The organism is Paracoccus gahaiensis (assembly GCF_005048225.1).
Classification (GTDB): domain Bacteria; phylum Pseudomonadota; class Alphaproteobacteria; order Rhodobacterales; family Rhodobacteraceae; genus Paracoccus; species Paracoccus gahaiensis.
The window spans coordinates 65,837-84,922 of the sequence record NZ_SUNI01000015.1; the positions used below are offsets into that span (position 1 = coordinate 65,837).

18 protein-coding genes are annotated in these 19,086 nt (G+C 64.3%); 12 read left to right on the top strand and 6 right to left on the bottom strand.

Annotated features, from left to right (window positions below):
* Genes FA743_RS14545 through FA743_RS14560 form a run of 4 tightly spaced genes read left to right on the top strand, consistent with a single transcriptional unit; the run spans window position 1 to window position 3,379 of the window.
* Complete coding sequence (locus FA743_RS14545) at window positions 1-891, top strand: ABC transporter permease (protein WP_136886868.1); 891 nt, start codon at window positions 1-3, stop codon at window positions 889-891.
* Window position 892: 1 nt separating this feature from the next.
* Window positions 893-1,726: an ABC transporter ATP-binding protein gene (locus FA743_RS14550; RefSeq protein WP_136886823.1), complete on the top strand. Its 834-nt coding sequence runs from the start codon at window positions 893-895 to the stop codon at window positions 1,724-1,726.
* A complete protein-coding gene (locus FA743_RS14555; RefSeq protein ID WP_136886824.1) occupies window positions 1,723-2,478 on the top strand; it encodes an ABC transporter ATP-binding protein in 756 nt (251 codons plus the stop codon). The genes FA743_RS14550 and FA743_RS14555 overlap by 4 nt, the downstream gene beginning before the upstream one ends.
* Complete coding sequence (locus FA743_RS14560) at window positions 2,462-3,379, top strand: hydrolase (RefSeq protein ID WP_136886825.1); 918 nt, start codon at window positions 2,462-2,464, stop codon at window positions 3,377-3,379. Before FA743_RS14555 ends, FA743_RS14560 begins: the two co-directional genes overlap by 17 nt.
* On the opposite strand, the gene FA743_RS14565 is transcribed toward FA743_RS14560, so the two are convergent.
* The 3 genes from FA743_RS14565 to FA743_RS14575 form a co-directional block, all read right to left on the bottom strand.
* A complete protein-coding gene (locus FA743_RS14565) occupies window positions 3,372-4,520 on the bottom strand; it encodes a mandelate racemase family protein (RefSeq protein WP_136886826.1) in 1,149 nt (382 codons plus the stop codon). The two genes, FA743_RS14560 and FA743_RS14565, sit on opposite strands and share 8 nt — an antisense overlap.
* 49 nt (window positions 4,521-4,569) lie before the next feature.
* Window positions 4,570-5,280: a FadR/GntR family transcriptional regulator gene (locus FA743_RS14570; protein ID WP_136886827.1), complete on the bottom strand. Its 711-nt coding sequence runs from the start codon at window positions 5,278-5,280 to the stop codon at window positions 4,570-4,572.
* A 105-nt stretch (window positions 5,281-5,385) separates the two neighbouring features.
* Window positions 5,386-5,703, bottom strand: a complete 318-nt coding sequence (locus FA743_RS14575; RefSeq protein WP_136886828.1) for an NIPSNAP family protein — start codon at window positions 5,701-5,703, stop codon at window positions 5,386-5,388.
* 209 nt (window positions 5,704-5,912) lie between these two features.
* Between FA743_RS14575 and FA743_RS14580 the strand changes: the two genes are divergently transcribed.
* From FA743_RS14580 to FA743_RS14615, 8 genes are all read left to right on the top strand, one after another.
* On the top strand, window positions 5,913-6,890 hold the full coding sequence (locus FA743_RS14580; RefSeq protein WP_136886829.1) for a Bug family tripartite tricarboxylate transporter substrate binding protein: 978 nt from the start codon (window positions 5,913-5,915) through the stop codon (window positions 6,888-6,890).
* 94 nt (window positions 6,891-6,984) lie between these two features.
* The gene (locus FA743_RS14585) at window positions 6,985-7,425 is read left to right on the top strand and encodes a tripartite tricarboxylate transporter TctB family protein (protein WP_169308900.1); all 441 of its coding nucleotides are present in this window, start codon (window positions 6,985-6,987) and stop codon (window positions 7,423-7,425) included.
* Window positions 7,425-8,942, top strand: a complete 1,518-nt coding sequence (locus FA743_RS14590; RefSeq protein WP_136886831.1) for a tripartite tricarboxylate transporter permease — start codon at window positions 7,425-7,427, stop codon at window positions 8,940-8,942. Before FA743_RS14585 ends, FA743_RS14590 begins: the two co-directional genes overlap by 1 nt.
* A gap of 58 nt (window positions 8,943-9,000) precedes the next feature.
* On the top strand, window positions 9,001-10,659 hold the full coding sequence (locus FA743_RS14595) for a thiamine pyrophosphate-binding protein (RefSeq protein ID WP_136886832.1): 1,659 nt from the start codon (window positions 9,001-9,003) through the stop codon (window positions 10,657-10,659).
* A 46-nt stretch (window positions 10,660-10,705) separates the two neighbouring features.
* Window positions 10,706-11,635, top strand: coding sequence for a dihydrodipicolinate synthase family protein (locus tag FA743_RS14600; RefSeq protein WP_136886833.1), 930 nt, complete (start codon window positions 10,706-10,708; stop codon window positions 11,633-11,635).
* A 77-nt stretch (window positions 11,636-11,712) separates the two neighbouring features.
* On the top strand, window positions 11,713-12,426 hold the full coding sequence (locus FA743_RS14605; RefSeq protein ID WP_136886834.1) for a GntR family transcriptional regulator: 714 nt from the start codon (window positions 11,713-11,715) through the stop codon (window positions 12,424-12,426).
* A gap of 176 nt (window positions 12,427-12,602) precedes the next feature.
* Complete coding sequence (locus tag FA743_RS14610; protein ID WP_136886835.1) at window positions 12,603-14,126, top strand: aldehyde dehydrogenase (NADP(+)); 1,524 nt, start codon at window positions 12,603-12,605, stop codon at window positions 14,124-14,126.
* 24 nt (window positions 14,127-14,150) lie between these two features.
* Window positions 14,151-15,053 carry a 5-dehydro-4-deoxyglucarate dehydratase gene (locus tag FA743_RS14615; protein WP_211242289.1) on the top strand — a complete coding sequence of 301 codons (903 nt, stop codon included), beginning with the start codon at window positions 14,151-14,153 and terminating at the stop codon, window positions 15,051-15,053.
* A 443-nt stretch (window positions 15,054-15,496) separates the two neighbouring features.
* Here the strand turns inward: FA743_RS14615 and iolB are convergent, their stop codons facing one another.
* Genes iolB through iolD form a run of 3 tightly spaced genes read right to left on the bottom strand, consistent with a single transcriptional unit; the run spans window position 15,497 to window position 19,064 of the window.
* The gene (gene iolB, locus FA743_RS14620) at window positions 15,497-16,288 is read right to left on the bottom strand and encodes a 5-deoxy-glucuronate isomerase (RefSeq protein WP_136886837.1); all 792 of its coding nucleotides are present in this window, start codon (window positions 16,286-16,288) and stop codon (window positions 15,497-15,499) included.
* 24 nt (window positions 16,289-16,312) lie between these two features.
* Window positions 16,313-17,224, bottom strand: coding sequence for a myo-inosose-2 dehydratase (gene iolE, locus FA743_RS14625; RefSeq protein WP_136886838.1), 912 nt, complete (start codon window positions 17,222-17,224; stop codon window positions 16,313-16,315).
* A gap of 10 nt (window positions 17,225-17,234) precedes the next feature.
* Window positions 17,235-19,064, bottom strand: coding sequence for a 3D-(3,5/4)-trihydroxycyclohexane-1,2-dione acylhydrolase (decyclizing) (iolD, locus tag FA743_RS14630; RefSeq protein ID WP_136886839.1), 1,830 nt, complete (start codon window positions 19,062-19,064; stop codon window positions 17,235-17,237).
* Window positions 19,065-19,086: the final 22 nt, after the last annotated feature.

Consider the following 19,086-nt stretch of genomic DNA (forward strand, 5'->3'; position numbering starts at 1 on the left):
ATGACCGACGACCTGCCCAAGGCCCGCAGCGTGCCCTTTGCCGCGTTGGCCCCCCTCGGCCGCATCCTGCGCTTTCTGATGCGCCAGCCGACCTCCGTCTTCGGGCTGGCGGTCATCGCCCTGCTGGTTTTGGCGGCCATCGCGGCGCCGCTGCTGGCCACCCATGCGCCCTATGCGCAGGACCTGTCCAACACGCTGGCGCCCCCCTCGGCACAGAACTGGTTCGGCACCGACGAGCTGGGCCGCGATATCTGGAGCCGCCTTGTCTGGGGCAGCCGCATCACTCTGTCGATCATCGCATTGGTGACGATCGTGGTGGGGCCCATCGGTCTGGCGGTGGGCACGGTCGCGGGTTATTACGGCGGGCGCATCGACACGGTGATGATGCGCATCACAGACATTTTTCTGTCCTTTCCTAGTTTGATCCTGTCGCTGGCCTTCGTGGCCGCCCTTGGCCCGAACCTGAGGAACGCGATCATCGCCATCGCCCTGACCTCGTGGCCGCCCGTCGCGCGGCTGGCGCGGGCCGAGACGATGACCTTCCGCAACGAGGATTACGTGTCCGCCGCCCGCCTTCAAGGCGCGTCCGATCTGCGCATCATCTGCAAGTCCATCGTGCCGATGTGCCTGCCCTCGGTCATGATCCGGCTGACGCTGAACATGGCAACGGTGATCCTGACGGCGGCAGGTCTGGGCTTTCTGGGGCTTGGCGCGCAGCCGCCGCTACCGGAATGGGGCGCGATGATCGCCACAGGCCGGCGCTACATGATCGACAGCTGGTGGCTGGTGACCTTCCCCGGCGTGGCGATCCTGTGCGTGAGCCTGGCCTTCAACCTGATCGGCGACGGGCTGCGCGACGCGCTTGACCCCAAACAGATGAACCGGAGGTGACATGAGCGTGATCCTGGACGTCCAGAACCTGTCCGTCGCCTATCGCGGCGCCCTGTCTCCTGCCGTCAACCGCGTCTCGTTCCAGCTGGGGCAGGAACGGTTGGGCATCGTCGGCGAAAGCGGCTCGGGCAAATCAACCGTGGGCCGGGCGCTGCTGAGGCTGCTGGACAGCGCCGACATCACCGCCGACCGGATGCAGTTTCAGGATGTGGACCTGTTGGCCGCATCGGAGCGGCAGATGCTGGGCATCCGCGGCAAGCGGATGTCAATGATCCTGCAGGACCCGAAATTCTCGCTGAACCCGATCCGCAAGGTGGGCGATCAGGTGGCCGAGGCTTGGCTGGCCCATAACCGCGCCTCGCACAAGGAAGCCCGCGCCCGGACGCTGGAGATGCTGACGAGCGTGTCGATCCGCGATCCCGAACGGGTCTATGACATGTATCCGCATCAGGTTTCGGGTGGGATGGGGCAGCGGATCATGATCGCCATGATGCTGCTGACCGACCCGCAGCTGGTCATCGCGGACGAGCCGACCAGTGCGCTGGACGTGACCGTGCGTATGCAGGTCCTGTCCATTCTGGACCGGCTGGTGCGCGACCGGGGCATCGGGCTGATCGTCATCAGCCACGACCTGAACCTTGTGCGCAATTTCTGCGACCGGGTGCTGATCATGTATGCGGGCCGCGTGGTCGAAAGCCTGGCAGCCTGCGATCTGGATCGCGCGCAGCATCCCTATACGCAGGGCCTGCTGGCCGCCCAACCCCGCATCGGAGGGCCGCGCCGACCTCTGCCAGTCCTGCAACGCCGTCCCGAATGGGCCGAGGAGCCGTCATGAACCCCATCCACGTCCGCGATCTGTCCATCACGCTTGGCGCGGTGCAGATCCTTCATGGCATCAGTTTCGACGTCAGGGCGGGGGAGTGCTTTGGTCTTGTCGGCGAAAGCGGATCGGGCAAGTCCACCATCCTGCGCTGTCTGTCGCTGCTGATGTCCTCCTGGCAGGGCGAGGTGCTGATCGGGGGCGAAAACCTGCGCGCCATGCCTCTGGCCCGCCGCTGCAAGACGGTGCAGATGGTGTTTCAGGACCCCTATGGCTCGCTGCATCCGCGCCAGTCGGTCCGCACCACCCTGTCCGAGCCGCTGCGCATCCACAGCATGCCCGACCGCGAGGCGCGGATCACCCGCACGATGATCGATGTGGGCCTGCCATTGGCCTTTTTGGACCGCTTTCCGCATCAGCTGTCGGGCGGCCAGCGGCAGCGTGTGGCGATTGCCCGCGCCCTGATCCTGGAACCCGAGATCCTGCTGCTGGACGAGCCGACCAGTGCGCTGGACGTGTCGGTTCAGGCCGAGATCCTGAACCTGCTGTCCGATCTGCAGGCGCGGCGGGGCTTCACCTATATCATGGTCAGTCATGATCTGGCGGTGGTGGACCATATGTGCGACCGGTTCGCGGTCATGCAGAAGGGCCATCTGGTCGAGACCCTGACCCGCGGCGCCCTGACCGGTATCCCCGAGGAACAGGCCCGCCACCCCTATGCCCGCGAGCTGATCGACGCCTCGATCGCCTATGACCGCGCCATGTGACGACTGGCCTGAGGACTGGCGGCGGCGACTGAAGGCTCCGCTGCCTCTGGCGCATGGCGCGCCGGACTGGCACCGCCGCATCCGCGCGGCATGGGCGGCGGCAATGCCCGCCTCCGACCCCGTCGCCGGTTTTCAGGACGGCGCGCTGCATTTTGCCAGCGGCAAGCAGGCAGCGGGCGTGATGCTGATCCCCGACCGCATCACCGGCTGCGCCGTCCTGATGCTGCACGACCATGGTGGGCGCTTCGATCTGGGCTGGCGCAAGATGGTCACCGACCCGCAGGGGTTCTATGGCGGACCGCCGGCGCAGCGGCTGGTCGCGGCGGGGCATCCGGTCTTCTGTTTTGATACATTGGGCTGGGGGGACCGGCAGTTGCCGGGCGACCAGCAGGCGCTGGCCTGCACAGCGATGGGCCTGGGCACTAGCCTTGCCGGGCTGGTCGCGGGCGAGGATCGCGACATCGCCGCCTGGATCGCCGCCCGCCCAGAGGCGCGGCTTGGCCTTGCCGCATGGGGGTTTTCCTTCGGCGCCTTCCGGGCTTGGCAGGCACTGGCCACCAGCGATCATGTCACGGCAGCGGTCTCGATCTCATGGATGGCGTGGCGGCGGGACTTGCTGCGGTTGGGGGCGCCCCTCAGCGCGGGGCAGGCCGCCTTCTGGATGCTGCACCCGTCCCTGACCGGGCTGGCCGACTTGCCCGATCTGGCCATGGCGGGCGCGCCGAAGCCGCTGTTCCTGCGATCCGGCGATGCCGATCGACACCTGCCGCTTGCGGCCGTCGCCCCGGCATTCGCGCATCTGCACCGCATTTGGGGCGGTCGGCTGGATGCAGAAATCTTTCCCGGCGGGCATGTCTGCCCGCCAGACGTTCAACAGCAGGCGATCGCCTTTCTCAGGTGACACGGTTGTTCTCGATGAAGTCGAAGTTGATATCCTCGCCGATGCCGGGACGGTCAGGGACATGGACCCAGCCTTGCGCATCCATGGGATCGGACAGCTGGTTGAGATAATCAAAGCCGTCGTCATATTCCAGGAACGGATGCAGCAGCCCGCGCTCGTACCAGCGGCAATTGCGCGAGGCGGCGCAGACCGCAAGGTTCATCGCCGTGTTTCCATGAACCTCGCAATCCATGCCGAAGCTTTCCGCCATGCGCATCGTCTTCAGCGCGGGCGTGATGCCGCCGACATCGTTCACCCCGGTCCGCAGGATGTCGCAGGCGCCGTGGCGGACCCATTCCGCCCGGTGCCAGTGCTTGCCCCCCGCGCTTTCGGGGCCGACCACCGGGATGTCCAGATTGTCCGCCAGCCATTTGTAGGAGGACATCGACTGTTCGTCCAACGGCTCTTCGATCCAATCGAAACCCAGCTTCTCCAGGCCCCTTCCCAGCTCCAGCGCATCGACGCGCGAATACCAGTGAAAGGCGTCGATCATCAGATGGATGTCGGGGCCGACCGCCTCGCGAACAGCAGCGCAGGCCTTCAAGTCCATGCGCACATCGGGCGCCCAGCTGACCGGCGGCATCCAGGTGTGCAGCTTGATCCCGGTATAGCCGCGCGCCACCAGCGTCTCGGCGAAGCGGCCGTAATCCTCGGGCGTGGCCAACCCGCCCTCCAGCTCGTCCCCGCACATGATCGAGCCATAGGCCCGGACCTTGTCGCGATAGGCGCCGATCAGCTTGTATACCGGCTGGTTCAGTGCGCGCCCGGCCAGATCCCACAGCGCCACATCGACAGCGGCCAGCGTGCGATCGCTCAACTGGGCGGCCGATCCGCGCTGCCAATGCGCCAGTTCCTGCCACAGACGTTCGCGGTCCCGGTGATCCTGACCGATCAGGACCGTGCGGACGAACTTGTCTATCAGGTGCGGGCGGACGATTTCGGGAACGGTAAAGCTGTGGCCTTCATGGCCGTCCTCGGTCCGGATCGTCAGGATCGACGTCTTGACCTGATGCGGCGGACCGGGATGGGCGTGACCGGCACTGTCGGAATGCCGTCGCGTGGTGCTGAGAAAATGGCGCACCTGCACGTCTGTGATGATCATCTTGTCCTCCGCTGATTGCGAGGACCATAGAAAAGTTGTCCTACACCTGTCAAGAACCTGTATGATTGGTTTCGTGCAGAAGCGCCCGGTAGCGCGCCAGGCTGCCCTTAAGATGGGTGCGCATCGCCTCGCGCGCGGCGCTTTCGTCGCTGGCAAAGATGGCGCGGCAGATCGCGTCATGTTCCCCCTGAAGATGGACGTTGTAGTCACGGGGCCGCACGTCATCCTGTCCGGTCTGCAGCTTGCCGCGCGGGATGATCCCAAGGCGGATCAGGGACAGGAATTCGGCAAAGCGCGGGTTGTTGGTGGCCTGCGCGATAGCCAGATGAAAATCGAAATCCAGATCGCGCGTCGGCTTGCCCGCAGCTAGGCAGTCGATGACGGCATGATGCGCGATGGCGATCCGTTCTTCCTGCATTGGGCTGCGGCGCAGCGCTGCAAAAGCGGCGCTTTCCACCTCGACGGCGATGCGCAGCTCCAGAAGTTCGATGATCGAGGACACGCGCCCCGCATCAAGGTTCACGAAGGGGCCGCCGCGCGCCTCTTGCGCGAAAACGCCTGCGCCCTTGCGCGCCTCGACCAGCCCCTCGAAGGACAGGGTCGCGATGGCCTCGCGCACGACGGTGCGGCTGACGCCATGGATCTCGGTCAGCCGGGATTCCGAGGGCAGGCGGTCACCGGGCTTGACCCTGCCCTGGGCGATTTCGCTGCGCAGGGCATCCGCCACCTTGGCGGACAGCCGTTCCTTGGGTCTGATCATTGCACCACCTCTACCTGTCCAACATGTCTTATACAGGATGGCCAGATATGGCAAATTTTCCGGTGATCGGATGACGGGCTGGCATCGACCCAAGGAAGCCCGAGATCAGCTCGGAAAGAACGGCGCCGGCATCAGAATGCTGTTCTTTTGAGAGATGAGGTTCCCCGCTTCGGCGCTCATCTTCAGATAAGCGGTCCATGCGGGATCCTGTTGCAGGCTCTGCCGGCGCCGGTCGCGATCGGCGGCATTCTGATAGGTCCAGATATGAACATAGGCGTTCACGTCCCCCGTTTCGGTCGCCGCAAAGACCACCGGGTCGCCTAGGTGACGCCTCTGTGTCGGCCAGCCATGTTCCGCGTACATGGCCAGCTGTTTTCTGATCGTGCCGGGGCGGCAGGTATAGGTGCGATGGTCATAGATCATGTCAAAGGCCCTTCGTTCGGGATCCGCGAATTCCGATGACGCTCCCATTATTTGCTTCCCAACACAAGTATTAATATATATGGTTTGAGACCAGCCAGCTTGGCTGCCGGGAGGAGACCGGCGGGCAAGCCGTGCCCATGGTCCGTGCAGGCCGGCGAGATTGCCCGCGCCCTGTGCTGACCGCCTGATCGCAACGGAGGAGGATCGACATGAATTCCGCAACTCTTATGGCCCTTGCGGCCAGCTGTGCCGTGATGGCCACGCCCCTGGCGGCGCTGGCCGATTACCCTGAACAGGACATCCGTGTCGTCGTGCCATGGGGCGCGGGCGGAGGCACGGATGCCATCGTCCGCAAGCTGACCCTGCTGGCCGAGGCCGAGATGGGCGGTACGATGTATGTCGAGAACATCGACGGTGGCATCAGCGCGACCGGCGTCAATCAGGTCATGCGCGCCGAGCCGGATGGCCATACCATCGTGGCGCTGACCTATGACAGCGTCGTGACCATCCCGTGGCAGGAGATGCTGCCGGGCTATGACATGGACAAGCTCAAGCTGATCGCCCGCGTCACCAGCGAGCCCGACTCGGTCGTCATCAACTCGGGTTCGAAATACCAGACGCTGGACGCGCTGATCGCCGCCGCCAAGGACTCGCCGGACACCATCCGCATCGCGATCCAGAATATCGGCGGCCGGGTGCATCTGGCGCTGCTGCAGCTGGAACAGCTGTCCGGCACCAAATTCAAGACCGTGTCCTATCCTGGCGGCGCAGGTCCTCAGAAAGAGGCGATCCTGTCGGGCGAGGCCGAAGGTGCCGTCACCTCGCTCGGCGATTTCGCCAACCTTCTGGAAGATGACACGGTGATCGGGCTGGCGGAATTCTCGTCCACGGCCAATCCGACCTATCCCGACGTGCCGCTGGCCACCGATCTGGGCGTCGATCTGCAGATTGGCAGCTTCATCGTCATGGCCGCCCCGGCAGGGACGCCCGACGATGTCGTGGCAAAGATCGAGGCGGCCTATCAGGCGGCCTATGACAGCGCGGAATTCCAGGAATGGGTCGCCAACGTGGGCGTCACCCCCGACTGGCTGGGCAGCGCTGACGTGACGGCCTGGGCGGAAGAGACCCAGACCGAGTTGTTCGGCCAGATGGATGCGCTGGTCGAGGCGGGCGTGCTCTCCAAGTAACCAGGCCCATCGTGCCTTGCGCGTCGGGGCCCCTGCCCGACGCGCCCCCTTTCCCATGGAGACGCACATGACCGGTCGCCACAGGCTTCTGACGATGGAATTTGCCCTGCCGGCATTCTTTCTGGTGCTGACGACGATTTATCTGGCCCAGACCTTCGCGATCCGCGGACAGAGCGGGGCGTTCTGGCAGGGACCGCGCGCCATGCCCATCGCCGCCTCGGTGTTGATGTATGCGCTGCTTCTGGTGGTGCTGGTGCGGCAGGTCCGGCAGGACACGACCCCCGATCAGCCGGGAGAGATCCTGCGGCCGCTTTTGGTGATGCTGGCCACCGGTGCCTATATCTTCTTGTTTCAGCCCCTGGGTTACGGCCTGTCGACGGTGCTTTTCGTCTCGGCCCTGTTCGTGATCTTTGAATTCAGGACCGCGCAGCCGGCGGCATTCGCGCTGTACGCGCTGATCGTGACAGCCACCTTCTACATTCTTTATGCGGTGATCTTCGGCGTAAGACTGCCGCAATTGTTCGGGGTCATCTGATGGACACCTTCCTCAGCTACTTCAACGGCTTCGCGGCCCTGACGGATCCCTTGAACTTTGCGATGCTGGTGGGCGGGTTCCTGATCGGAACGTTCTTCGGCGCGATGCCCGGCCTGACCTCGGTTCTGGCCATTGCCCTGCTCTTGCCGGTGACCTATCAGATTGACGTCGTCCCGGCGCTGATCATGTGCGCCTCGATCTTCATGTCGGGCATGTATTCCGGTTCGATCACGGCAATCACCATCAACATTCCGGGCGCGCCCTCCTCGATGATGACCGCGCTGGACGGCAACAAGCTGATGCGGCGCGGCAAGGGGGCCAATGCGCTCGGTCATGCGGCATTGGGATCGATGATCGGCGGAACGCTTGGGGCGGTGCTGCTGATGGCCTTCATGCCGATCGCGGCCAAGGTGTCGCTGCTGATCCAGACGCCGGGCAAGTTCGCACTCATCTTTTTCGCGTTGGTCGTCATCGTCATCGTCGAGAAAGGCAATCTCGCCAAGGCCGCCATCGCCATGCTGCTGGGCCTGATGATCGCCACCATCGGGATCGACGATCTGCTGTCCGTGCCCCGTTTCACCTTCGGCACCGAGAGCCTGATCGAAGGGATCGACCTGATGCCGTTGGTGATCGGCGCCTTTGCCATCAGCGAGATCCTGGTGCAGGCTCAGAACTGGCGTCTGGACAAGGCGATCGATCTGGACGCCGTCAACAGGATCAAGATCACGCGGCGCGACTTTATTCCCCTGTGGTCCGAGGTCCGTGAAATCGGCATCTGGCTCTATCTGAAAAGCACCATCATCGGATATCTGATCGGCATCCTGCCCGGTGCAGGGGGATCGATGGCTGCCTTCGTGTCCTATATCGAGGCGCGGCGGTCGTCCCGCAAGCCCGAGGAATACGGCCAAGGCAGCCGCGAGGGGATCGCTGCGGCGGAATCTGCCAACAATGCCATGTGCGGTGGCGCCTTCGTGCCCATGCTGATGTTCGGAATTCCCGGGGATCCGACCACGGCGATCGTGCTGGGGGTTCTGGTCATCAACGGGTTGCAGCCCGGCGCGCGGCTGCTGGAAAATCAAGCCGACCTGATCTCGCCGATGTTCGCGGCGCTGATCGTCAGCGCGCTGATCCTGATCCCGCTGACGCTGTACCTCTTGGGGCCGCTGTTTCTGAAGATGGTCACCATCTCGCGCGGGCTTCTCTACAGCGGGATTGCAGTAGTGGCGCTGGTGGGCAGTTATGTGGCCACGCTGTCGGTCTTTCAGATGTCGCTGTCGCTGGTGCTGGGCATTCTGGCCTTCTACATGCGCCGCCAGAACTATTCGACCGTGGCAATGCTGCTGGGCTTCATTCTGGGGCCGGATCTGGAACAGTATTTCAGGCGCGCCATGTCGCTGTCTGATGACAATCCGCTGATCTTCCTGACCAGCCCGGACAGTCTGTTCTTCCTGCTTCTGACCGCAGCCTTCGTCTACATGATCGTGATCCGCAAACCGAAATCCCTGCCTGCCGCATAACGGTCCGGCCCTGACAAGGGCCGGACGATCCTCCCCCGCTCACAAGGAACCAGACATCATGCGACATGGCGGACAAATTCTGATCGACCAGCTGAAGATCCAGGGCGTCAGCCGCGTCTTTTCGGTGCCCGGAGAGAGTTTTCTGGCGGCGCTGGACGCGCTGCATGATGCGTCGATCGAGAACATCGTCTGCCGTCAGGAAGGCGGGGCCGCCATGATGGCAGAGGCGCATGCCAAGCTGACCGGCCAACCCGGCATCTGCTTTGTCACGAGGGGGCCAGGTGCGACAAATGCCTCGGCAGGGGTTCATGTGGCACGACAGGATTCGTCGCCGATGATCCTGTTCGTGGGCCAGATCGACCGCGCCCACCGCGACCGTGAAGCGTTTCAAGAGGTCGATTACCGCGCCATGTTCGGGCCGGTCGCCAAATGGGTGGCCGAGATCGACCGGATCGACCGCCTGCCGGAATACATCTCTCGGGCCTTCCATGTCGCGATGTCGGGGCGCCCCGGCCCCGTGGTTCTGGCCCTGCCCGAGGATATGCTCTCCGCCCGGGCCGCTGTCGCCGACATCCCGGCACGGGCGCCGGTCCCTTCCCCGGTCAGCCCCGCCCAGATCGACGCCGTGACCACGGCGCTGTCGCAGGCCCGGCGGCCCTTGCTGATGGTGGGCGGAACACTCTGGGACCATCAGGTGGCCCGCGATCTGGCCAGCTTTGCCAGTGCCTGGAACCTGCCGGTGGCTGTGCCCTTTCGCAGGCAATGCCATCTGGACAATCGCCATCCGACCTATGCGGGCGATCTGGGCATTGGCATGAATCCCAAGCTGGGCGCGCGGCTAAAGGATGCCGACTGCCTTGTGATGATCGGCGGCAGGCTGGGCGACAGCATGACCCGGGGATACGAGCTGATGGACCCGGCTGATCCCGGCAAGACGATTGTCCATGTCTATCCCGACGCTTCAGAGTTGGGCCGCGTCTATCGCCCCGATGTCGGGATCGTGGCGCCCGCCGCCGGGATGCTGGCGGCCCTTGCTCAGACTGTGCCGGACGCCGTCGTCTGGAACGATTGGACTGCCGCGGCGCGCGCGGATTACGAGGCCTGGATCACCCCGAGGGAGACTCCCGGCCGCGTCAAGATGGAACAGATCATCCACTGGCTGTCAGACAACCTGCCCGAGGAGTCTATCCTGACCAACGGCGCTGGCAATTACGCGGCATTCCTGCATCGGTATTTCGTCTACAAGCAGCCCTTCACGCAGCTGGCGCCGACCTCGGGCAGCATGGGATATGGCTTTCCCGCCGCCGTCTCGGCGGCGATCGAACACCCAGGCCGTACGGTCGTCTGCCTTGCAGGCGACGGCTGCTTTCAGATGACCCTGAACGAAATGTCCACGGCGGTGCAATACGGGGCGGTCCCGATCGTCATCGTTGCCAATAACGGCCAATATGGGACAATCCGTATGCATCAGGAACGCCATTATCCCGGCCGCGTTTCGGGCACCGCCCTGACCAACCCGGATTTCGCGGCGCTGGCGCGGGCCTATGGCGGCTCGGGTGAGATCGTCCATGACACGGCCGACTTCCCCGCAGCCTTCGCGCGGGCCCAAGCGACCGGCACGCTGGCAGTCATCGAACTGCGCCTGGACCCCGAGGCCCTGTCGTCGGGCGCCACCCTGTTCCAGATCAGGGCGCAGGGCGAGCAGGCGCAAAGATAGCCGGTTCGATCCGGACAGCCACAAACCCATGCCACAAGGAACGTAGATGAGCAGATCGTCCCTGAAGGACTGCACCGGGCTGCATGTCGTCGCCCAAACCCCGTTCCATGCCGAGGGCACCGTGGATCTGGACAGCATCGACACGCTCTCGGCCTTCTATTACAGCCATGGCGCGCGGGGCCTGACCATTCTGGGCGTCAGCGGAGAGCAGGCCAAGCTGACCCCCCAGGAGGCGATCGCGGTCGCCCGGCGGTTCATCAGGGTCGCCGACGGCCATCGGATCATCGTCGGCGTGTCCAGCCCAAGTCTGGCGCAGCTTGTCACCGTGACCCGGGATGCCATGGCCGAGGGCGCCGATGCCGTCATGATCTGCCCGCCGCGCGGAACGCAGACGGATGAGGATCTGATGCGGTATTTCGCTGCCGTCTTCGCCCGCATCGGCGAAACCCCGACCGTCTTGCAGGATTTCCCGATGCATTCCGGGGTCAGGATGTCGCCGCCGCTGATTCGCCGGCTGGTGGACACGTTTCCCCAGATCGGGGTCATCAAGGAAGAGGATCTGCCAAGCGTCACCAAGATCACCCGGCTGCGCGACGAATTGGGGGACCGGGTGCGGATCCTGACCGGCAATAACGGTCTGTATCTTCCGCAGGAACTGGCGCGGGGGGCGGACGGGCCGATGGCGGGCTTTTCCTTTCCCGAGATGCTCTCCGGGGTACATGATCTTTTCACCGCCGGTGATCTGCCAGCGGCGCATGATCTGTTCGAGCGATACCTGCCGCTGTTGCGCTACGAGGCCCAAGGCGAATGGGGCATCGCGATCCGCAAGGAGGTGATGCGCCAGCGCGGGGCGCTGAGGTGTTCGGCCCTGCGCATGCCCGGACCTGTTTTGTCGGCGGTGGACAAACGCGAGATTGCGACGATGATCGAACGCCAGAACACGGATTTTCGCTTTGACGCCGGAAGCGCGGATTGAAATAGCTGCGCCTGTCCCGTTACTGGGCGGTCAATCCACATAACCGGCGTCAAGCCACCTCCACGAAACGAGACAGCATGAGCAAGGCGCGTGAAATTCCGGCAGGTCTGTCCAGGACAGGAGAGATCGCCGGGCATGGAAATGTCGCCTCGCAGCTCTACGACGATCTGCGGCGGAGGATCATCTCGCTGGACCTGCCGCCCGGCACGGTCCTGCTGCGGGCCGAACTGGCGGCAGAATACGGTGTCAGCCAGACTCCCCTGCGCGAGGCCCTGCAACGGATCGAACAGGACGGCCTGCTGCACGTCCACCCGCAATCCAAGACGGTCGTCAGCAAGATCGACATCGCCCAGATCTACGAGGCGCATTTCATGCGCGTCGCCCTGGAAACCGAAGTCGTGCGCCACCTGGCACACCAATCCTCCAAGGAGACGATGGCCGATGCCATGGCGATCATCCGCATGCAGGAAGCCATTGCGGACGATCAGGATCAGTTGCGCACCTTTCAAGAGCTGGATGACAGCTTTCACCGCGCCCTTTTTGGGGGCGTCGGGCATCAGCGCCTGCATCAGCTGATCAACGCCCGTTCCGGGCACCTCAGCCGCATGCGCAAGATGCAGCCGCACGACGATCGTAAGATCCGTCATATCCTGGATGGCCACAAGAGCATCGTCGCGGCCATCCTGTCCGAGGACGAGGACAAGGCCATGGCGGCCATGCGCGCCCACCTTAGCGAAACCGTCACGAACGCCCCCCAACTCCGCGATAAGCATCGCGACTTCTTCACCTGACACCGCCCAGACCATCGGGCGCGACACGATCCTCGTTCTCCCTCGATCTTGCGACAAAATAGCCGCGTTTCAGGCCCGCCTCGCTTGACGGTCTGCTCAAATTGAAATATTAGTATTTATGCGCACAAGGGCACTCTGCGCCCTGTGATAGGCATCATTCACTCAAAGGACACACCATGGACGCGAAAAGCGCGACGACCGCCCCGCATGGACAGCACCTGATCGCGGGTGAATGGGTCGGGGCAGAGGGCAACTTCACCTCCGACCCCGCGACCGGTCCGGCCTTTGCCTATGCAACCGGAACCGTCACCCTCGTGGATCGCGCCTGCCGTGCTGCCGAAGAGGCGTTCGAAACCTATGCCCATGTCAGCCGCGACGACCGCGCCGCGTTCCTCGAGGCCATTGCTGATCAGATCGAGGCCCGTGCCGAGGCGATCACCGCCATCGGCACCTTGGAAACCGGCCTGCCCGAGGCGCGGCTGCAGGGGGAGCGCGGCCGCACCACCGGCCAGCTGCGCCTGTTCGCGGAACATCTGCGCAAGGGCGATTATCTGGACCGCCGCGTGGACCCGGCACTGCCCGATCGCCGGCCCGCACCGCGCCCCGAGCTGCGGATGATCCAGCGGCCTGTCGGGCCTGTCGCGGTGTTCGGCGCGTCGAACTTTCCTTTGGCTTTTTCGACCGCCGGGGGGGACACGGCGGCGGCGCTGGCGGCCGGCTGCCCCGTGGTGGTCAAGGGCCACAGCGCTCACCCCGGAACCGGCGAGATCATCGCCGAAGCGATCCTTGCTGCCATTCAGGCCACCGGCATGCATAAGGGCGTCTTCAGCCTGATCCAGGGGGGACGGCGCGATGTGGGCCACGCGCTGGTCACCCATCCGCTGATCCAAGCCGTAGGGTTCACGGGATCCCTGGCGGGAGGGCGCGCGCTGTTCGACCTGTGCGCCGCGCGCCGCGATCCGATCCCCTTCTTCGGAGAGCTGGGATCCGTCAACCCGATGTTCCTGCTGCCCCACGCCCTCGCTGCGCGGGCCGCCGGGATCGGCGCCGCATGGGCCGCCTCTCTGACCATGGGGGCCGGGCAATTCTGCACCAATCCCGGCATCGCCTTCGTCCCGACGGGTGCCGAAGGAGACGCCTTTGTCACCGCCACCCGAGATGCCTTGGCCGCAACCGGCCCGCAAATCATGCTGAGCCGGGGGATCACCGCCGCCTATCACGACGGCGTCGCGCATCTGTCAAGCAGGGCGAGCCCAGTGCTGACCAATCTCGGTGAAGGGCGCGAGGCGCGGCCCAATCTGTGGCAGGTCGATGCCGCAACATTTCAGTCGGACACGACGCTGGCCGAAGAGGTGTTCGGCCCCGCGGGCTTGATCGTGCGGGTCGATGACACGGACCAGATGCTGGATCTGGCCCGCGCGCTGCGGGGCCAGCTGACCGCTACGCTGCACATGGATGACGACGACAGTGATCTGGCGCGTCGCCTGCTGCGGGTTCTGGAACGCAAGGCGGGCCGGGTGCTGGTCAATGGCTTTCCGACCGGCGTCGAGGTGGCCGATGCGATGGTTCATGGCGGCCCCTATCCCGCCTCGACCAATTTCGGGGCCACCTCGGTCGGAACAATGTCGATCCGTCGCTTTCTGCGCCCGGTCTGTTTTCAGAACATCCCCTCCAATCTGTTGTCCGCAGATCTGGCCTGACCAATTCCAAAGGAGACTACCATGATCCCCCCCCATGAGCTGCGCGAGATCATCCGCCACGGCCTGCTGTCCTTCCCCGTCACACCGTTCGACGCTGCGGACAATTTCGCCCCCCGACCATTTCAGGCGCATCTGGAATGGCTGTCGCAATACCCCGTCGCGGGCCTGATCGTGGCGGGTGGCACCGGCGAGATGTTCTCGCTTAGCCCGTCCGAGATCGTCGATGTCGTCCGTGCCACCCGCGCGGTGGCAGGTAATGCCCCGGTAATTGCGGGCTGCGGATACGGCGTGCGCATGGCCTGTGATCTGGCCCGCGAGATCGAGGCGGCCGGCGGCGACGGCATCCTGCTGCTGCCCCATTACCTGACCGAGGCCCCGCAGGACGGAATCGCCGACCGCGTTCGTCAGGTCTGCAACGCCACCAAGATGGGCGTCATATTTTATAATCGCGGCCAATCGCGCATGTCTGTCGAGGCCCTGGCTCGGCTGGCCGAGGAATGCCCGAACCTGATCGGCTTCAAGGATGGCACCGGCGATATCGACACGGTGCGCCGCGTCACGGCGCTGATGGGCGACCGGTTTTCCTATATCGGCGGCATGCCCACGCACGAGTTGTTCGCGCAGGCCTATCGCGGCGCGGGGATGGCCACCTATTCCTCGGCGGTGTTCAACTTTGTCCCTGAAACCGCGCTCGAGTTTCATCGCGCTTTCAAGGCCGGGGACGACGCCGCCTGCGAGACGCTGCTGCGCGACTTCTATTACCCTTTCGCCGCGATCCGCGACCGTAAGGCGGGCTATGCAGTGGCGGCAGTCAAAGCAGGCGTCGCCCTGCGTGGGTTCGAGACGGGCCATGTCCGTGCGCCACTGACCGACCTCACAGAAGAAGAGGTCGCGATGATGCAGGCCCTCATCGCCACTCGCAGCTAGGGCGCTGTAGCCACTTGAACATCCGTGTTCGCAGGCAGCCTCGCCAACGCGTTGCTCACTCGATTTGAGCCTTTGGTGAGGCAGGAATGCCAGTGTCATGTTTGCCGTTCACGCCGACGCTGCATGCCTGTAGCACTCACGAGTGTGCTACAGGCCGATGTCCCTTATACCGCGCAAGCCGACCTGAACATCCGGCTCGCAGATGTCCCAGGCAACGTCCGGTTCCATATGGGCCTTTAAGAAGTTCCACAGTCTCTGCAACTAAACAGCTCGTTAACCTAATGGTCAAAAAGCAGGAGCCGATAACGTTTTGCTTAAATGATGCCTTCGACTGAGGGCCTGGGACGAAGCGCAATTGCAGCAAGGACGGACCATGACGTCGAGGTAAGCTGCTTGCCGACGTCGTGTGTATTTTCCGGCTGACAACTTAAGGCCACAGAATTTTAAGTATGTGACATTTCGGGAGCGGAGACAAATCGCCATGCACGCCGAGGACCTGCCATCACATTGAGATAATACAGCTCGAACCCGTAGGGGGCGGCGCATGGATGATGGCCGCGGGGGACGAGGACGACGTCGTGGTCGCGCACTGCCATAACTTCGTCGAGTTCGCCGTCGTCGGTGTAAACTCGCTGGACTGCCCATCCCTGCGCAGGGTTCAGGCGGTGATAGTAGGTTTCCTCGAGATAGGTGATGCGGGGGAAATCATCCTCGTCGTGCCGGTGGCTGGGATAAGAGGACCAGTTCCCCGCCGGCGTAAAGACCTCGGTCACTAGCAGGCTATCGCAGTAATCTTCGGCCTCCATGGCGATGTTGTTGATCCAGCGTGTATTGGTGCCCTCTCCGCGCTGCGTCAACGTGATCCCGTCGGGGCCGATCCGGCGTGCCTGATGCCCTCCCCGGCCCGGCGCGCTGCAGATGGCGATGGCGCAATCAGTTACTGCTTCGGCCGTCCAGTCCTGCCCGTTCGGGAGGTAGAGACAGTGCGGCGGCGTCTTCTCGAAGACATCCATTCGCTCGCCCAAGGTACCCCAGTCCCGGCCGGCGGCCTGAATGGATGCCTTCCCCTCAACCATGACCAAGATGACTTCGCGATCGCCGGTCGTTTCGGCCATCCGCTCGCCCGCCCGGAGGCGATGGAGCGAGAAGCCAACATAACGCCAGCCGGCATCTGTGGACGTAATGCGATGCACCTCGCCGTGTGCACCGAACGGCTTGCGCAGTAGGTTTGCCATGCCAGCTTCCTTCTCTCTGATACTTCAGGCCGCGATCGATTGATCCAGACCAGCCTCGCGCGCCGCCGACTTGAGAGCGTTGAGCCCCATCGACTGGTAGTGGAGCGGGTTGCGCAACTCGGGATCCTGCTCCGCCTCTATGACCAGCCAGCCATCATAGTGGGCTTCCGCCAGGATGCGCAGCAGCGGGACGAAATCGATGGCTCCTTCCGGATCGCCCGGGACGGTGAAGGCACCGGTCATCACGCCCTGGATGAAGGACAGCCTTTCAGCCCGGACCCGGTCACAGACCACACGGCGAATGTTTTTGGCATGGAAATGTGCCACCCTGCCCGCATGGCGGCGCAGCACTTCCTCGGGGTCGCCGCCGCCGAAGGTGCAGTGGCCAGCATCGAACAGCAAATGCGTGGAGGGGCCAGTCGCGGCCATGAAGGCGTCTATCTCAGGCGGGCTCTCAACCACGGTCCCCATGTGGTGATGATAGGCCAACGTGATGTCCTGCTCCGCCAGGTAGGCCGCGAACTCCTCCATCTTCGCGCCGAAGTCGGTCATCTGCGCTTCCGTCAGGCGCGGCCGGTCGTTGACTGCTTTTGCCGGATCGCCATGCACGGTGTTCGAGCATTCGCAGACGATGCAGACCTTGCAACCGTTCGCCTTCAGCTTGGCCAGATGCGGCTGAACCGACACGATCTCTTCCTCGACCGAGCGGGTCAGCAACTCGGTCGAGTACCAGCCCGAGATGAAGCGCAGCCCGTAGCTGCCCAGCAGATCTTTCAGCGCTTGCGGGTCGTCGGGCCAGCGATGGCCGTTCTCGATCCCGTCGAAGCCGATGATACGGCCCGCCTCGCGCAGGATCTGCTCGGTCGGGATATGAGCGCCGATCGACTGGTCGTCGTCATTGGCCCAGGCAATCGGATTGGTGCCGTAGAGGATCATGTCTCTGCCTTCAGTTGATCAGGGCCTGCTGCGCAACATGCTCGATATAGCGCGCATAGGCTTGTTTCAGTTTGTCCGTATCGCCCACTGCGGGAACGGCCACGTCCCAGAAATGCCCGGCCGTCTCCAGCCCGTCGCCGGGGCCGGGTCGGGCGGTGGTGTCGATCACGATGACGGTGGGGACGTCGCGGTCGCGTGCGGCGCGGATCTGGTCCTGCAGATCTGCCAGATCCCCAGCCTTCACCGCATGCGCCCCCATGCTGGCAGCATGAGCGACATAGTCGATCTGTGGCTGAGTCTCGATCCGGCAATCGACATACATGTTGTTGAAGGCCGCACCGCCGGAATGAGCCTGAAGGCGGTTGATGCAGCCGTAACCCCGGTTGTCGGTCAGGATGACCGTGAAGGGGATGCGGCGCATCACCGCCGTCGCCAGCTCACTGTTGGCCATCATGTAGCTGCCGTCGCCGACGAAGCACAGCACCTGACGGTCAGGGCGCGCAAGTTTGAGGCCCATGGCGCCCGCCACTTCGTAGCCCATGCAGGAATAACCATATTCCATATGGTAGCCATGCTGGCTGGCCTGCCACAGCAACTTTAAGGCCCCGGGCATGGTGCCGGCGGCGCACATGGCAATACCATCGGGCGCGGCCGCCTGCACGGCTCCGATCACCTGTGCATCTGTTGGCAGCCCTTCAGGTGCCGTGGTACAATGGGCGTCGACCGCCGCGAGCCACGCATCGCGCGCCCGGGGATCAGCCGCGTCGAAGCGAAGATCGCCCAACTCGGCCGACAGCGCCTCCAGCGCCACACGCGCATCGGCGACAAGACTGGTGGCGCCGTGCTTGCCAGCGTCACGAGGCTGGACATTCAGTGCCAGGATCCTGGCCTGCGGAAACAAGGTGCGCGAGCCGGTGGTGAAGTCCTGCAAGCGCGTGCCGACTGCGATCACCAGGTCCGCCGACTGCGCCGCGGCATTCGCCGCAGCCGAGCCGTCAACGCCGGCGGCTCCGAAGTTCATCGGGTGCGCCTGCGCCAGCGCAGATTTTCCGGCCTGGGTCTCGATCACCGGGATGTTGAGCTGGCTGGCGAATTTGTCCAGCGCCTCCTCGGCGCCTGAGTAGATCACGCCTCCGCCACATATCAGGATCGGCGACCTCGCGGCGCGGATCAGGGCAGCGGCGGCGGCGAACTCGTCCGCATCGGGGGCGGGACGACGGATGCGCCAGGTGCGCGGCTGGAAAAACGCCTCGGGCCAGTCATGGGCCTCGGCCTGCACATCCTGGCAGAAGGACAGGCAGACAGGCCCGCACTCGGCCGGGTCCGTCATCACCCGCAGCGCACGGGGCAGCGCGGTCAGCAGCTGCTCGGGCCGGGTGATGCGGTCGAAATAGCGCACGACGGGGCGGAAGCAGTCATTCGCGCTGACGGTGCCGTCGCCAAAGCTTTCGACCTGCTGCAGCACGGGATCGGGCCTGCGCGTGGCAAACACATCGCCCGCGATCAGCAGGACCGGCAGCCGGTTCACATGGGCCAGCGCGGCGGCCGTCACCATGTTCGTCGAGCCCGGCCCGATCGAGGCCGTCACCGCCTGCGCCCGCCGTCGGCCCTTGCCCTTGGCATAGGCGATGGCGGCATGGGCCATGGTCTGCTCGTTCTGTCCCCGCCAGGTCGGCAGGGCCTCCCCGATCCCGTGCAGCGCCTCGCCCAGACCGGCAACATTGCCGTGGCCGAAGATCGCCCAGACCCCCTCGATGAAACGCTCGCCGTCCTCGGTCATCTGCACCGACAGCCAGCGCACCATGGCTTGGGCTGCCGTCAATCGTATCGTTCCGCTCATCGTCAGCCCTCGTGTCGGTTCT